A 15,542-nucleotide genomic window follows, 5' to 3' on the forward strand; every position below is an offset into this window, starting at 1 on the left:
CGGGGCGCCTGGTGACGATATGGCGAGGAACGAACCCTCCTCGGAGCGATACCCTGCAGTACGGGTATCCCCCGCGTAGTCAGTCAGGAGAGCCATGCGTCCCACCCGGTGGCGGCGATCCACGCATGTCGTGATCGGTGTCGTCGTTCTCATCGTGGTCGGCGCAGTGGTCGCGGTGGCAGCGCTGGTGACCGGCGGGCACACGCCAAGCGAAGCCCAGTCACCGCCACCTCCGCCGCTGGTCAGCGCCAATCCTGCCGTGGTGGCGGTGGCCGACGATGCTCCGGTGCCCACCCCGAACGGGATGGCGATGGCGCTGGCTGCGCCGGTGGCCGACCCCAACCTCGGGGCGATCACGGGCCGCATCACCGACGCCAAGACCGGCGCAGTGCTGTGGAAGCAGGGCGATGACATCCCGATGCAGCCCGCGTCCACCAACAAGGTGCTGACGACGTCAGCGGCGCTGCTCACCCTTGACCGCGACGCCCGTGTCACCACCCGGGTGGTCGCTGCCGACCAGACCGCACAGTCAGGAGTGGTCGTCCTTGTCGGCGGCGGTGATCCGACGCTGTCGGCCGCACCACCCGGTCAGGACACCTGGTATCGCGGTGCGGCGCGGATCAGCGACCTCGCCGACCAGGTGCGGCGCAGCGGTACCAAGGTCACCGCTGTCCAGGTGGACACCTCGCTCTACAGCGGTCCGGAGATGGCGCCAGGCTGGGATCCCGCCGATATCGACGGCGGCGATATCGCACCCATGGAATCGGTGATGCTCGACGCCGGCCGTATCCAGCCGACCACCGCGGACTCGGGCCGGTCGCTGACGCCTGCGCTCGACGCCGGGCGGGCATTGGCCGTCGCGTTGGGCGCCGACCCAGCCACCGTCACCACCGCGCCCGGCCCTGCCACCGGGAAAGAGCTCGCGACTGTGCAGTCGGCGCCGCTGATCCAGCGGCTCGGGGAGATGATGAACGACTCCGACAATGTGATGGCCGAAAGCATCGGCCGCGAGGTGGCGCAAGCGACGCGCCGCCCGGCCAGTTTCGCCGGTGCGGTCGACGCAGTCACCGCACGGTTGGCGGCGGCCAATGTCGATCTGACCGGTGCGACGCTGATGGATTCCAGCGGCCTGTCGGTCGATGACCGACTGACGGCGACGACCCTGGACGAGGTCGTCGGTGAAGCCGCAGGCCCGGATCAACCCAAACTGCGACCGCTGCTGGATCTGCTGCCCATCGCCGGTGGCAGCGGCACACTGTCGAACCGGTTTCTCGATCCCGCGACCAACGGCGCGGCGGCGGGCTGGCTGCGCGCCAAGACGGGCTCACTGACGGGTACCAACGCGCTGGCCGGGGTGGTGACCGATTCGGGTGGCCGGGTCCTGACGTTCGCTTTCCTGTCCAATAACGCCGGGCCAACGGGTCGGCTGGCGATCGACGCGCTGGCGGCCACCCTGCGGTCCTGCGGATGCAATTCATGAGCGCCGCATCGCGTTCCGGTGGACTGGATGTCGCCGGTGCCGTGGATTGGAAGTTCGCGGCCGATATCGGTGGGCGACTGGCCAGGCCTGCGCCGCCGGCTACCGAGTACACCCGCAACCAGGCCATCGACGAGCTGGCCCTGTCCTCCCGTGCGGCCGAGCCGCCGGTACGCGATGTCACCAGACTCCACACCAACGGGCCGGTGCCCGAGGCCCGGATCGTGGACCGCCCGGACTGGATCCGCGCGGCGACCGAATCGATGCGCGTGATGACGGGCGGCGCGGGCGGGGCCGCCAAAGCTGAGGTCAAGCCGAAGGGAGTCCTCACCAGCCGGGTGACCGGCGCACAGACCGGTGCGGTGTTGGCGTTCGTCTCCTCGGGCATCCTCGGTCAGTACGACCCGTTCGGGGTGGCCGGCGGTGTCCTGCTGTTGGTGTATCCGAATGTCATTGCCGTGGAACGGCAATTGCGGGTCAAACCCGCCGACTTCCGGCTGTGGGTGTGCCTGCACGAGGTGACCCACCGGGTGCAGTTCACGGCCAACCCATGGCTGGCCGACTACATGTCGGGTGCTCTGGGGGTGCTGACCCAGGATGTCGGCGACGATATGACCGCCGTGGCCGGCCGGCTGGCGGCGCTGGTCAAGGATCGCCGCAGCGGTATCGACGGTGACGGGTCCAATTCGGCGGGCGTCCTCGGCGTCATGCGCGCGATGCAGTCCGAGCCGCAGCGCAAAGCCCTCGATCAGCTCCTGGTGCTCGGCACGCTGCTCGAAGGCCACGCCGATCACGTGATGGATGCGGTCGGTCCGGCGGTGGTGCCATCGGTGAGTACTATCCGCCGCCGATTCGAAGAACGCAGGCAACGCAAGCAACCACCGGTACAGCGAGTATTGCGGGCGCTGTTGGGTATTGACGCGAAGATGTCGCAGTACACCAGGGGTAAGGCGTTCGTCGACCATGTGGTGGGCCGGGTCGGGATGGACCGCTTCAACACCGTCTGGACGAGTCAGGACACCCTGCCGCTACCCGATGAGATCGACCTCCCGCAGCGATGGATCGACCGGGTGCTCTAACGCAGCCCGTGCACCGGATCACGGCTGCGGTAACGACTTTCGCGACCACCCATCTGCCTGCGGCGAAGAGCTGGTGTGTGGCGCTGTCCGGTGGCCCTGATTCGTTGGCCCTGACCGCAGCCGCCGCGCGGGTGCTGCCGACGACGGCGCTGATCGTCGACCATGGGCTACAAGCGAATTCATCCGACGTCGCGGAGACCGCCCGCCGCCAAGCGCTCACGCTGGGCTGTGTCGATGCGAAAGTGCTTGTCGTACAAGTGGGTACCGCAGGTGGGCCGGAGGCCGCCGCTCGCACAGCACGTTACGGCGCGCTGGCCGATGCGCGTGCCGGCGCACCGGTGCTGATCGGTCACACCCTCGACGACCAGGCCGAGACGGTGCTGCTTGGCCTTGGTCGCGGCTCGGGTCCGCGGTCGATTTCCGGCAGCCGAGCGTATGACCCGCCGTGGTGTCGTCCGCTGCTACAGGTGCGTCGCGCCGAGACCGAGGCGGCCTGCGCGGAGCTGGGGGTGGCGCCCTGGCGCGATCCCCACAACAGTGATCCGCGGTTCACCCGGGTGCGGCTGCGCACCGAGGTGCTGCCACTGCTCGAAGAGGTGCTCGGCGGCGGGGTGGCCGAAGCGTTGGCCCGGACGGCGACGGCACTGCAGGAAGACGCTGACGTCCTCGACACGATGTCAGCGCAGGCCTACGGCGACGCCGTCAGATCTGAGGGCCTGGAGACAGCTGTGCTCGCGCCCCTGCCGACGGCGATCCGGCGACGGGTGATCCGCGCCTGGCTGCGCGCCGCGGGAGCCACCGCGCTCAGTGACAAACAGCTGCGCGCCGTCGAGGCGTTGGTCACCGAATGGCGCGGTCAGGGGGGTGTGGCGGTGGGTGCCGGACTGCCGCGGGAGCGATTGTTTGCCGAGCGGGAAGACGGCGTCTTGACGCTGCGTCGCGCGCGCGTCTGAGGTTCCTTTGGTTCTGGAGGCATCCCGCTGGTTCTGAAAAGGAAAGCGTGGCACGCTGTGCTCGTGCCAGCGCATACTGCCGAGCTGTACCCGGGAGACATCAAGTCGGTTCTGCTGTCTGAGGAGCAAATTCAGGCCAAAACCGCTGAGCTTGCCGAGTTGGTGGCCAAGGATCACCGTGATAGCGGCGGTGACCAGGATCTGCTGCTGATCACCGTGCTCAAGGGCGCGGTCATGTTTGTCACCGATCTGGCCAGGGCGATCCCGCTGCCCACCCAGTTGGAGTTCATGGCCGTCAGCTCCTACGGTTCGTCGACGTCGTCATCCGGTGTGGTGCGGATCCTCAAGGACCTCGACCGCGATATCAACAACCGCGACGTGTTGATCGTCGAGGACATCGTCGATTCCGGTCTGACGCTGTCGTGGCTGCTACGTAACCTCGCCACCCGGCACCCCCGCTCACTGCGGGTCTGCACGCTGCTGCGCAAACCCGATGCTGTGCGCACCGATGTCGAGATTCAGTACGTCGGATTCGACATCCCCAACGAGTTCGTCGTCGGGTATGGACTGGACTACGCAGAGCGGTACCGGGATCTGCGCTACATCGGCACACTGGACCCGAAGGTCTACACCGAATAGACCTCGCGTCGGTCACGGAGAGGCAACCGGATGACCCGGACCGCATTACGTATCTGCCCGCTGTGCGAAGCCACCTGCGGGCTGACGCTGACCGTCGATGATGACCTCGGCCTGGTGACATCCGCCCGCGGAGATGCCGATGATGTGTTCAGCGCCGGGTTCATCTGCCCGAAAGGGGCCAGCTTCGCCGAACTCGACGGGGACCCGGACCGGCTGAGCCGTCCGCTGATCCGCCGTGACGGGGTGTTCACAGAGGTCAGCTGGGATGAGGCGTTCGCCGTGGTGGCCGACCGGCTGGGGGCGGTGCTCGCCGAACACGGTGGCCGCTCCGTCGGCGTCTACGTCGGCAATCCGAATGCCCACACCGTCGCAGGCGCGTTGTACGCCCCACTGGTGTCGAGGGCGCTGGGTACCCGCAACGTCTTCACCGCCAGCACACTCGATCAGATGCCCAAACAGGTCGCGCAGGGTTATCTGTTCGGCAATCCGTTCGCGTTCACCGTGCCTGATCTGGACCGCACCGATCACCTCGTCATCATCGGCGCCAACCCGTTGGTCTCCAACGGAAGCCTGGCGACGGCGGCCGATTTCGGCGGCAAGCTTAAGGCGCTGCGCCGCCGCGGTGGACGACTGACCGTGATCGACCCGACGCGCACCAGAACCGCGACGTTCGCCGACCGGCACCTGGCGCCACGTCCCGGCACCGATGCCGCGTTGATGTTCGCCGTCGTGTACGTCCTGTTCGACGAAGACTTGATCACCTCCGACCTGGCCGGTGTCAACGGTGTGGACAAGGTCAGGGAACTGGCGGCGGGTTTCGCGCCGGAAGCTGTCGAAAAGCATTGCGGCGTCAGTGCACACGACATCCGCGAACTGGCCCGCGAGATCGCCGCCGCACCGACGGCGGTGGTCTACGGCCGGATCGGCACGTCGACCGTCGAGTTCGGCACCCTGGGCAGCTGGCTGCTCGACGTCCTCAACACCCTCACCGGCAACCTGGACTCCCCAGGGGGAGCGATGTTTCCGATGCCGGCGGCGGGTTCGGCTCCGCGGCCCGCGCGCCCGGGTCGCGGTTTCAGCACCGGACGGTGGCACAGCCGGGTCTCCGGCTACCCGGAGACGGCCTCGGAACTGCCGGCGGTCGCGCTGGCCGAGGAGATCGACACGCCCGGGGACGGTCAGATCGCCGCACTGATCACCATCGCGGGCAACCCCGTTCTCTCCGCCCCCGACGGCGACCGGTTGGCCCTGGCCCTCGACGGGGTCGGCTTCATGCTCAGCATCGACCCGTACCTCAACGAGACGACCGTGCATGCCGACGTGATCTTGCCCCCACCCCCACCGTCGCAGAGTCCGCATTTCGATTTCCTGCTCTCGAACGTCGCGGTGCGCAACACCGCCCGCTACACCCCGCCGGTGCTGCCGCTCGATCATGGCCGACCCAGCGAGGCGGACATCCTGTCGAAGATCGCGTTGATCGTGTACGGCCTTGGGCCGCAAGCGGACCCGGCACTGGCCGACGATCAGGTCATCACCGCGACGCTGACCAAGGAGGCTGCCGACGCCGATTCACCTGTGGCGGGTCGCGACGTCGACGAACTCAAAGCGATGCTGCCCATCGGACCGGGGTACGAGCGTCGGCTCGACATGATGTTGCGGCTGGGCCCCTACGGAGACGCGTTCGGTGTCAAACCTGACGGGCTGACCCTCGAATCGCTCAAGGCCGCCCCGCACGGGATCGACTACGGGCCGCTGCAACCGCGGCTGCCCGAGGTGCTGCGCACCGCGTCCGGCATGGTCGAGCTGGCACCCGAGGTGCTCGTCGCCGACGTGGTTCGGCTGCAGGAATCCCTGGATCGCGATCCCGGCGATCTGGTCCTCATCGGCAGGCGGCACTTGCGGTCCAACAACAGCTGGATGCACAACGTGCCTGCGCTGGCCGGTGGGACCAACCGGTGCACATTGCAGATCCACCCCGACGATGCGCGACGTCTCGGCCTGGGTGACACCGCGGTCGTGACAGGCCCTGGCGGCGTGCTGACGGTACCCGTCGAAGTGACTGCTGACATCCGCCCCGGCGTGGTGTCACTGCCTCACGGCTGGGGCCACGGTAAGGACGGCACCCGCCTCGGTGTGGCGGCCACACAGCCGGGGGTCAACGTCAATCAGCTCAACGACGGCAGGTTGATGGATCCGCTGTCGGGCACCGCGGTGCTCAACGGTCTCCCAGTGGCAGTGTCCGCGAATTAGCCATGCGCCCAACGGGTTGCGCGCATCGGGTCTGGGTGGTCTGCGCCATGGTGGTGGCGCAAGCGATGATTGCAGGTTTCTGCGGCGACGAGGTCGCCTCTGCCGACCCGACCGCTGCGGTGACGACGATCAACGGCAGCGTGCCGCCAGGAACCGTGCTCCCGCTGCAGGACACCTCGACGATGCTCGACACCGTCAAGGACGACGGGAACCGGTTGGTCGTCTGGCAGGGGATCCGCAAGGCCGGCACCCGCGTCCCGATCCACGTCCACGAATACGGGGGTCTTACCTGCGTGCTCAGCGGCACGATCACGGATTTCATGGAGGGAAGTGAGCCGATGACGTACCCAGCCGGGACGTGTTACTACATGCCGGCGCACACGCCGATGAGCGCGGCGAACCTCGGGACCGAGGATGTCCGACTGACCGACACCTTCACGCTCCCGCCGGGTGAGCCGACCCTGACCGTGTTGGAGCCGGGTTGGCAGGAGTGGACGTCACCCGACGCCGCCGGCTGACCGGCCGCCTAGACGAGCTCCCAGATCACCGTCACCGAGAAACTGACCGTCTGCTGACCGGGTGATAGCGGTACCTCGGAGGTCGCCGACATCCGCGGCATCGGAACCGGCGGGGTGGGGCCGCCGCCGGCCACCTCCGATATGGACATCACCTTGCCGAGTTTGAGCCCGGATAGCTCGGCGTACTGATCGGCGCGGTCCTTGGCGTCGTTGAAGGCCCTGGTGCGGGCATCCTTGACCAGCTGAGAATCATCGTTGATGGAGTAGTTCACCGAGTTGATCCGCGTGGCGTCACCGCCGGTGCTGACGATCAGGGCCAGGACCCGTGACGCCGAACCGAGGTCGCGGATTTTCACATCGATGGTGTTGCTGGCCTGATAACCGACGATGGTGGACGTGGTGTCGCCGCTGTACTGCGGTTGCAAGCTCACGCCGGTGGTGCTGATGTCCTTCTTGTCGATCCCTGCGGCGACCAACGCGTCGATGACGGCCTGTTGGCGTTCGTTGGTCTGGTTCATCGCGGTGGTGACATCGGCGGCGACGAAGGTGATCGCCGAATTCGCCGTCAACGTGTCCGGTGTGCCTTCGACCTGACCGTCGCCGACCACGGTGACCTGCCGAGGATTTTCACCGGGCGGCGATGCTGACGGGCTGGCATCGCAGGCTGACAGTGCCAGCACCGTCAGACCGGCGAGGAGGACAAGGGAGATACGGCGCAGCAGTGTGGTTTTCCCGACGTTGGGCATGTCGACACCATAGCGGCGGACATGAATCTTCCCGAGCACCGAATGTAACCCCCTGGCGATGCAGGAGCCTGATCTCCGCCACCCCGTTACGCTCGCTACAGCCCGGCCAGGAACTCCAGCAGGATCCGGTTGACCTCGTCGGCGCTGTCCTGTTGCACCCAGTGACCCGCACCCTCGATGAGCTCCTGGCGATAGGGCCCGACGGCGACCTCGCGCGCCCGCTCAGGGCGCATGGTGGACAGGAAGGGGTCGGCGGTCCCGCCGACGAACAGCGCTGGCACGGTGATGGTCGCCTGAGCCAACTGCAGCGTCGTGGCCCAGTTTCGATCGTAATTGCGGTACCAGTTCAAGCCACCGGTGAACCCGGTGCGGGTGAATTCGGTGACGTAGTAATCGAATTCGGCGTCGGTGAGCCAGTCGGGCAGCGGCGCGTCGGGACTGCCTGCGAACATCCCGCGCATGGTGGCCGCCGGGTCGGTCGCCATGGCGGTATCTGCGGGCCCGTATTCCTGGAACTGCAGCATGTAGAAGTCCTCGCCGAACTTCGTCCGCCACTTCTGCGTTGGCAGGCTACGGGCCCGTGGCACCGGCGGCACACTCAGCCCTGCGACCGCGGCGACACGTTCGGGATGCAATAGGGCGGTATGCCAGACCACCATGGCGCCCCAGTCGTGGCCGATGAACACCGCCTCGGCGACGTCGATATCGTCGAGCAGGGCGACGAGGTCACCGGTCAGCGCATGGATGTCATAGGCCTCGACCGCGTCCGGACGCGATGACCCGCCGTAGCCGCGCTGATCGGGCGCCAACACGTGGTAGCCGGCGGCCGCCAGTACGGGGATCTGGTGGCGCCACGAGTAGGCCAGCTCGGGAAACCCGTGGGCGAGGATGATGACGGGATCTCCCGGCGTACCGGCCTCGGTGACCCGTAACCGAACTCCGTTGACATCCACGATCCGTTCGGTTGGCATCGGCACCTTCTCTCCACGTTGTCTCCAAAGTTGTCTCCAAAGTTGTCTCCAAAGTTGTCTCCAAAGTTGTCACCAAAGCACAGGAACGTAGCTCCCCGGGAGCGACCAGGAAGAAGCCCGGCGCGGGCGCGGGAACCGCTGGACGTTGGCGTAGCGGTAGCCTGAAGTACTCCACGCGCGCTCGAAAGGACTTGGCCGGACACGGTCGATGCTTGATGAACCGAAAAAACGTGATTCGCACGCTGACAGCGATCGCTGTCGTCCTGCTGCTCGGGTGGTCCTTCTTCTATTTCAGCGATGACACCCGGGGATATAAACCCGTCGACACATCGGTGGCAATAGCCCAGATCAACAGCGAAAACGTCAAGAGCGCCCAGATCGACGACCGCGAGCAGCAGCTGCGTCTGGAGCTCAAGAACGGCAACGGCGACACCGCCGACTCGACCAAGGTCCTGACCAAATACCCCACCGGCTACGGCGTCGAACTGTTCGACTCTCTGACCGCCAAGGGCGTCCAGACCAACACCGTCGTCAACCAGGGCAGTGTGCTCGGTTCGCTGCTGATCTACCTGCTGCCTCTGCTGTTGCTGGTCGGTCTTTTCGTGATGTTCTCGCGCATGCAGTCCGGCGGGCGGATGGGCTTCGGCATGGGCAAGTCGAAGGCCAAAATGCTGGGCAAGGACATGCCCAAGACGACGTTCGCCGACGTGGCAGGTGTCGACGAGGCGGTCGAGGAGCTTTACGAGATCAAGGACTTCCTGCAGAACCCGTCGCGGTACCAGGCGCTCGGTGCCAAGATCCCCAAGGGTGTGCTGCTCTACGGCCCGCCCGGCACCGGCAAGACCTTGCTTGCGCGGGCCGTCGCAGGCGAGGCTGGGGTGCCGTTCTTCACCATCTCCGGTTCAGATTTTGTCGAGATGTTCGTCGGCGTCGGCGCCTCCCGCGTGCGCGACATGTTCGAGCAGGCCAAGCAGAACAGCCCCTGCATCATCTTCGTCGATGAGATCGACGCTGTCGGTCGCCAGCGCGGCGCGGGCATGGGCGGCGGTCACGACGAGCGCGAGCAGACGCTGAACCAGCTGCTGGTCGAGATGGACGGTTTCGGTGAGCGCGCAGGCGTGATCCTGATCGCCGCCACCAACCGGCCCGACATCCTGGACCCGGCCCTGCTGCGGCCCGGCCGCTTCGATCGTCAGATCCCGGTGTCGAGCCCCGATCTGGCCGGTCGCAAGGCCGTGCTTCGGGTGCATTCGGCGGGTAAGCCGATGGCTCCCGACGCCGACCTCGACGGGCTGGCCAAGCGGACCGTCGGGATGTCCGGTGCCGACCTGGCCAACGTGATCAACGAGGCCGCGCTGCTGACGGCCCGCGAGAACGGCACCATCATCACCGCGCTCGCCATGGAAGAGGCCGTCGACCGGGTAGTCGGTGGACCGCGCCGCAAAAGCAGGCTGATCAGCGAGCACGAGAAGAAGATCACCGCTTACCACGAAGGTGGCCACACCCTGGCCGCCTGGGCGATGCCCGACATCGAGCCCATCTACAAGGTCACCATCCTGGCCCGCGGGCGCACCGGCGGACATGCTGTCGCCGTCCCCGAGGACGACAAGGGTCTGATGACCCGCTCGGAGATGATCGCCAGGCTGGTGTTCGCGATGGGTGGTCGCGCCGCCGAAGAGTTGGTGTTCCGCGAGCCGACTACCGGTGCCTCCTCCGATATCGAGCAGGCCACCAAGATCGCCCGCGCGATGGTCACCGAGTACGGCATGAGCACCAAGCTCGGCGCCGTGAAGTACGGCACTGAGCACGGTGACCCGTTCCTGGGGCGATCCATGGGCACCCAGTCCGACTACAGCCACGAGGTCGCCCGCGAGATCGACGAAGAGGTCCGCAAGCTCATCGAGGCGGCACACACCGAGGCGTGGGACATCCTGACCGAGTACCGCGATGTGCTCGACGTGCTCGCCGGCGAGCTGCTCGAAAAGGAAACCCTGCACCGCGCCGAGCTGAACGCCATTTTCGCTGATGTGAAGAAGCGCAAGCGCCTGCCGGTGTTCGACGACTTCGGTGGACGCATCCCCTCGGACAAGCCACCCATCAAGACCCCGGGTGAGCTGGCGATCGAGCGAGGCGAGGAATGGCCGCAGCCTGTGCCGGAACCTGCCTTCAAAACCGCCATCGCCGAGGCCACCAGGAAAGCGAATGCCAACGGTTCGAATGGGGCCAATGGCTCCAACGGGACCAACGGCGCCAACGGAGCCAATGGAGCCAATGGAGCCAATGGCGCACCGCACGGCACGCCGGACTACGGCGCCCCGGCAGGTTGGCATGCGCCGGGTTGGCCGCCAGCACCCCAGGCCCCTGGCCAGCCGCAACCCCCGGCGGGACCGCCCCCGCAGGGCTATTGGTATCCGCCGCCGCCCGCCGGTCCGCCGTCGGGAGGGTGGCCGCCTCCGCAGAACTATCCGGGTCAGCCGTACCCGTATCAGCCGTATCCGCCACAAGGCCAACCCGACGCCGGTGCGGCGCCAGGTGAACGGCCAGGCGATGATGCACGTCGGCCCAACCCGCCGACGCACGGTTGATGACGAACGGAGGCTCCGATGACGCAGCCCAATTCCCGCACGGTGACGGTGAACGGATCGATGGTGTTCGACCAGCAACGAGCTGAGGCCGCTGTTCGCGAGCTGCTCTATGCAGTCGGTGAGGACCCCGATCGTCAAGGGCTGGTGGATACCCCGGCGCGGGTGGCCAGGGCCTATCAGGAGATGTTTGCGGGCCTGTACACCAATCCCGATGACGTACTGAACACCACCTTCGACGAGAACCACAATGAACTCGTCCTGGTCAAGGACATTCCGATGTACTCGACCTGCGAGCACCATCTGGTGGCCTTTCACGGGGTGGCCCACGTCGGCTACATCCCGGGTGTGGAGGGCCGGGTCACCGGGCTGTCGAAGCTGGCGAGGGTGGTCGACCTCTACGCCAAGCGTCCGCAGGTGCAGGAGCGGCTGACCGGTCAGGTCGCCGACGCGCTGATGCGCAAGCTGGACCCGCGTGGCGTCATCGTCGTCATGGAGGCCGAGCATCTCTGTATGGCGATGCGGGGGATCCGCAAACCGGGGGCCAGCACCACCACGTCGGCGGTGCGCGGCCAGTTCAAGACCGATAACGCATCCCGGTCTGAGGCGCTGGATCTCATATTGCGTAAATGACGCAAAAAAAGAGGCCCAGCGTGCAGGTGATGGGTGTCGTCAACGTCACCGACGACTCTTTCTCCGACGGTGGCCGGTACCTCGACACTGACCGTGCTGTGGAACACGGGTTGCGGCTGGTCGCCGAGGGTGCCGCCATCATCGATGTCGGCGGGGAGTCGACGCGGCCCGGTGCGGTCCGGGTAGATGCGCCGGTCGAGCTGGCGCGCGTCATTCCTGTGGTCGAAGGTCTTGCCGCGCAGGGCATTACGGTCAGTATCGACACCATGCACGCGGCGGTGGCCAAAGCGGCCCTCGACAGTGGCGCAAAGATCGTCAACGATGTGTCCGGCGGTCGCGCCGACCCGGCGATGGCCGGGGTGCTCGCCGAGGCGGGGGTGCCCTGGGTGCTGATGCACTGGCGTTCGCTCACCGGTGATGTTTCCCATCAGGTGCCCGCTTACGGCGACGTGGTGGCGCAGGTGCGGACCGATCTGCTCGCCGCCGTCGATGCCGCAGTGGCCGCAGGGGTGGACGCGGCGAATCTGGTGATCGACCCCGGGCTGGGTTTTGCCAAGACAGCGCAACACAATTGGGCGCTTCTGCAGGCGCTGCCCGAACTGATCGGCACCGGTATCCCGGTGCTCATCGGGGCATCGCGCAAACGATTTCTCGGTGCGCTGCTGGCCGGTCACGACGGATCCGTTCGTCCGCCGGATGGTCGCGAAACAGCAACGGCTGTCATCTCGGCCCTGGCTGCCGTCCATGGCGCCTGGGGGGTACGCGTGCACGATGTGCGCGCCACGGTGGACGCACTGGCAGTGGTCCGGGCCTGGACGGAAGGAACCGATGGCTGATCGAATTGAACTGCGCGGCTTGGCTGTTCGAGGGAATCACGGAGTATTCGACCATGAGCGCCGCGACGGGCAGGATTTCGTCATCGACATCACCGTGTGGATCGACCTCGCCGCCGCGGCGGCCAGCGACGACCTCGCCGATACCTACGATTACGGCGTGCTGGCCGCGCGCGCTGCCGATATCGTCGGCGGACCGGCCAGGAATTTGATCGAGACGGTCGCCGCGGAGATCGCCGAGGATGTGATGGCCGACGAACGGGTGCACGCCGTCGAGGTGGTGGTGCACAAACCGCAGGCCCCCATCCCGCTGACGTTCGCCGATGTCGCGGTGGTGGCGCGACGATCGCGGCGCGGCAGTCGCGGCTCGGTCCTGCCAGCAGGCGGTGCGCTATGAGCCGGGTGGTGCTGTCCATCGGGTCGAATCTCGGTGACCGGGTGGCCCGGCTGCAATCGGTGCTCGACGCGCTGGGGGAGCGACTGCGTGCGGTGTCACCGGTTTACGAGACCGAGCCGTGGGGTGGGGTGGATCAGGGGTCGTTCCTCAATGCGATCGTGATCGCCGACGACCCCGCGCTGGATGGGCCGGGCTGGTTGGCCTTCGCGCAGGACCTTGAGCTGGCAGCGGAGCGTGTGCGCGGGCAGAAGTGGGGCCCGCGCACTCTGGACGTCGACCTGGTCACCTGCCATCAGGGTGGCGACGAGATCTATTCGCGCACCGATGGCCTCACGCTGCCGCATCCACTGGCGCATCTGCGGGCCTTCGTGCTGATCCCGTGGCTGGATGTGGACCCGGATGCCGAGATCACTGTCGCTGGGGAGATGCGGCCGGTGGTGCGACTGCTCGACGACCTGGATGCCGGTGACCGCGACAGCGTCCGGCTGACCGCAGTGGTGTTGAACCCCGCGCTGGAGCCTGACCGCTGATGGGCCCGACCAGGAAACGTGATCTGGTCGCGGTGGTGATCGGCGCCGGTGTGCTCAGCTTCCTGGCAGTCCTGCTGCTCTACCGGTGGTTCCCGCCACTGACCGTGTGGACCGGCCTGTCGCTGGCCGGTGTCGCGATCGCCGAAGCGGTGTGGGGAGTTCAGGTCAGGACAAAGATCAGCAACGGGCAGATCGGTTCCGGCGCAGGGCGACTGCATCCCATTGCCGTGGCGCGCAGCGTCGTCATCGCCAGTGCGTCGGCGTGGGTCGGCGCGGGAGTTCTCGGCTGGTGGCTCGGAATACTGGCTTATCTGCTGCCGAGGCGCGAAACGCTGCGCGTGGCAGGCGAAGACACGACTGGGGCGGTGGTGGCGGCCGCATCTGCCTTCGCTCTCATTGCCGCCGCCCTATGGCTGCAGCATTGCTGCAAGTCGCCGATGGATCATTCCGAAGGTGCTGACCGCGAGCCGGATTGACGGTGTTGACCTGTCCTGGGGAAGCTCGAGCAGAATCGCCGGAGCACGGCGACACGCGCAGTGACCTCGCACAGGTACAGTCAGCCCATGACCGTTCTGTCCCGCGGCGCCCGGGCACGGCGCGGCGGCCGCAGGCCGGGTTGGCTGCTGTTGACGGTGTTGCTGGTCCTGGCCATCGGGGCCAGTTCCGCCCTGGTATTCACCAACCGGGTGGAGCTGTTGAAGCTCGCCGTCATCCTGGCGTTGTGGGCCGCTGTAGTCGGCGCCTTCGTGTCGGTGATCTATCGCAGGCAGAGCGATGCGGATCAGGCCAAAGTGCGGGATCTGAAGCTGGTGTACGACCTGCAGCTCGACCGGGAGATCTCCGCGCGGCGTGAGTACGAGCTGTCGGTGGAAACCCACTTACGCCGAGAGTTGACGGCGGAAATGCGCGCGCAGGCCGCCGACGAGGTGGCTGCCCTCCGCGCCGAACTGTCGGCCCTGCGGACGAATCTCGAAATACTGTTCGACGCCGATCTGGCGCACCGGCCGGCGATCGAGTCCGACCGGGCGTACGCCGAATGGACCAGGACCGCGGAAGGCTCGAGGCCTGATCGAGTGGCGAGCAGCCGGATCACGATGGTGCCACCGGATACGACGCGGGACACCGACAGCACCAGGACCGCGGAGAGTCCCATCATCGACGTGCCGGAAGAGCCGTTGATCGGACCTGTGGAGGGCCCGCAGACCGATGAGGCGGCGCTGGAGGCGGCCTATCGCGGATCGCATCGGCGCCCCTCTGAGGACAGCGGCTGGCTGCGTGCGCAACAGACACCGGTGCAGCCACAGCCACAGCCGCAGCCACAGCCGCGTCGGCAACAGCCGCCCCCACGACCGGAACCGGCCCGCCAACAGCCCCGACCCGCACCTCAGCCCCAACCGACACCTCAACCCCAACCCACGCCGCCGCCTCCCAGCTGGGCGGTACCGGCGCCATCCGGCCCGGTGACATCCGAGCCCATCGCGATGCCGCCTGCCCCGACACCGCCGGCTCAGACACCGCCGGCTCAGGTGCCGCCGGCTCAGGCGCCGAGCCCGGTTCCCGCCACTGAGGACGAGCGACGGGGCAGGCATTCCGGTCAGCAGGGTCCGCCGCCCCCGCCGGAACGTCGCGGCAGGCATTCCTCGCAGGGCGAAGGTGGACCCGCACCCCGGTTGGCACCCGCACCGCAGCCGACGACTCCGCCACCCACACCGGTACAAACCCCGGCCACGCCCCGAGCCGAGACGCCGCCACCTCCCCGGCACCGCAGCGCCGAGGAAGTGCGCCAAGCTCGGGACAGTCAAGCTCAGGGCATTCAAGAAGAGGAAGCGAAGGCCGGCGGCACCCCCGCCGCCGAGCTGTTGGCCCGGTTGCAGGCCGGTGCGACGCAGGGCGGCGGGCGTCGGCGCCGCGAGGACTGAGTTTCCGGCCGCTTG

At 67.2% G+C, this 15,542-nt stretch carries 15 protein-coding genes; 13 read left to right on the forward strand and 2 right to left on the reverse strand.

Annotated elements, in window-relative coordinates; all coding sequences use genetic code 11:
- The first annotated feature begins 94 nt into the window (after nt 1-94).
- From dacB to ADBZ9O_RS05630, 6 genes are read left to right on the forward strand one after another with little or no spacing between them, the layout of a single operon-like run.
- The gene (gene dacB / locus ADBZ9O_RS05605; RefSeq protein ID WP_526529187.1) at nt 95-1,480 is read left to right on the forward strand and encodes a D-alanyl-D-alanine carboxypeptidase/D-alanyl-D-alanine endopeptidase; all 1,386 of its coding nucleotides are present in this window, start codon (nt 95-97) and stop codon (nt 1,478-1,480) included.
- Entirely contained in the window at nt 1,477-2,556 is a 1,080-nt protein-coding gene (locus ADBZ9O_RS05610; RefSeq protein ID WP_526529189.1) for an Rv3626c family coenzyme F420 biosynthesis-associated protein, read from the forward strand. The genes dacB and ADBZ9O_RS05610 overlap by 4 nt, the downstream gene beginning before the upstream one ends.
- Complete coding sequence (tilS, locus tag ADBZ9O_RS05615; protein WP_526529191.1) at nt 2,535-3,509, forward strand: tRNA lysidine(34) synthetase TilS; 975 nt, start codon at nt 2,535-2,537, stop codon at nt 3,507-3,509. The genes ADBZ9O_RS05610 and tilS overlap by 22 nt, the downstream gene beginning before the upstream one ends.
- Nucleotides 3,510-3,530: 21 nt before the next feature.
- Nucleotides 3,531-4,148 (forward strand): hypoxanthine phosphoribosyltransferase, encoded by a 618-nt coding sequence (gene hpt / locus ADBZ9O_RS05620; protein WP_526532865.1) that lies wholly within the window; start codon nt 3,531-3,533, stop codon nt 4,146-4,148.
- 30 nt (nt 4,149-4,178) lie between these two features.
- Nucleotides 4,179-6,398 carry a molybdopterin-dependent oxidoreductase gene (locus tag ADBZ9O_RS05625; RefSeq protein WP_526529193.1) on the forward strand — a complete coding sequence of 740 codons (2,220 nt, stop codon included), beginning with the start codon at nt 4,179-4,181 and terminating at the stop codon, nt 6,396-6,398.
- Nucleotides 6,399-6,400: 2 nt separating this feature from the next.
- A complete protein-coding gene (locus ADBZ9O_RS05630; RefSeq protein WP_526529195.1) occupies nt 6,401-6,916 on the forward strand; it encodes a cupin domain-containing protein in 516 nt (171 codons plus the stop codon).
- Between the two features lie 8 nt (nt 6,917-6,924).
- Here ADBZ9O_RS05630 and ADBZ9O_RS05635 read toward each other — a convergent pair whose 3' ends face one another.
- Both ADBZ9O_RS05635 and ADBZ9O_RS05640 read right to left on the reverse strand, forming a co-directional pair.
- Nucleotides 6,925-7,662 carry an SIMPL domain-containing protein gene (locus ADBZ9O_RS05635; protein WP_526529197.1) on the reverse strand — a complete coding sequence of 246 codons (738 nt, stop codon included), beginning with the start codon at nt 7,660-7,662 and terminating at the stop codon, nt 6,925-6,927.
- A gap of 95 nt (nt 7,663-7,757) precedes the next feature.
- Complete coding sequence (locus tag ADBZ9O_RS05640; RefSeq protein WP_526529199.1) at nt 7,758-8,639, reverse strand: alpha/beta fold hydrolase; 882 nt, start codon at nt 8,637-8,639, stop codon at nt 7,758-7,760.
- Nucleotides 8,640-8,848: 209 nt separating this feature from the next.
- Here ADBZ9O_RS05640 and ftsH point away from each other — a divergent pair, with 209 nt between their 5' ends.
- From ftsH to ADBZ9O_RS05675, 7 genes are all read left to right on the forward strand, one after another.
- Entirely contained in the window at nt 8,849-11,218 is a 2,370-nt protein-coding gene (gene ftsH, locus ADBZ9O_RS05645; protein WP_526529201.1) for an ATP-dependent zinc metalloprotease FtsH, read from the forward strand.
- A 60-nt stretch (nt 11,219-11,278) separates the two neighbouring features.
- Nucleotides 11,279-11,848, forward strand: coding sequence for a GTP cyclohydrolase I FolE (gene folE / locus ADBZ9O_RS05650; RefSeq protein WP_526532867.1), 570 nt, complete (start codon nt 11,279-11,281; stop codon nt 11,846-11,848).
- Nucleotides 11,845-12,684: a dihydropteroate synthase gene (gene folP / locus ADBZ9O_RS05655; RefSeq protein ID WP_526529203.1), complete on the forward strand. Its 840-nt coding sequence runs from the start codon at nt 11,845-11,847 to the stop codon at nt 12,682-12,684. The genes folE and folP overlap by 4 nt, the downstream gene beginning before the upstream one ends.
- Entirely contained in the window at nt 12,677-13,078 is a 402-nt protein-coding gene (folB, locus tag ADBZ9O_RS05660; RefSeq protein WP_526529205.1) for a dihydroneopterin aldolase, read from the forward strand. The genes folP and folB overlap by 8 nt, the downstream gene beginning before the upstream one ends.
- The gene (folK, locus tag ADBZ9O_RS05665; protein WP_526529207.1) at nt 13,075-13,608 is read left to right on the forward strand and encodes a 2-amino-4-hydroxy-6-hydroxymethyldihydropteridine diphosphokinase; all 534 of its coding nucleotides are present in this window, start codon (nt 13,075-13,077) and stop codon (nt 13,606-13,608) included. Before folB ends, folK begins: the two co-directional genes overlap by 4 nt.
- The gene (locus ADBZ9O_RS05670) at nt 13,608-14,084 is read left to right on the forward strand and encodes a DUF3180 family protein (protein WP_526529209.1); all 477 of its coding nucleotides are present in this window, start codon (nt 13,608-13,610) and stop codon (nt 14,082-14,084) included. The genes folK and ADBZ9O_RS05670 overlap by 1 nt, the downstream gene beginning before the upstream one ends.
- Nucleotides 14,085-14,171: 87 nt before the next feature.
- Nucleotides 14,172-15,527, forward strand: a complete 1,356-nt coding sequence (locus tag ADBZ9O_RS05675) for a DUF6779 domain-containing protein (protein WP_526529211.1) — start codon at nt 14,172-14,174, stop codon at nt 15,525-15,527.
- Nucleotides 15,528-15,542 lie beyond the last annotated feature (15 nt).

Source organism: Mycobacterium sp. (assembly GCF_965229105.1).
Taxonomy (GTDB): Bacteria; Actinomycetota; Actinomycetes; order Mycobacteriales; family Mycobacteriaceae; genus Mycobacterium.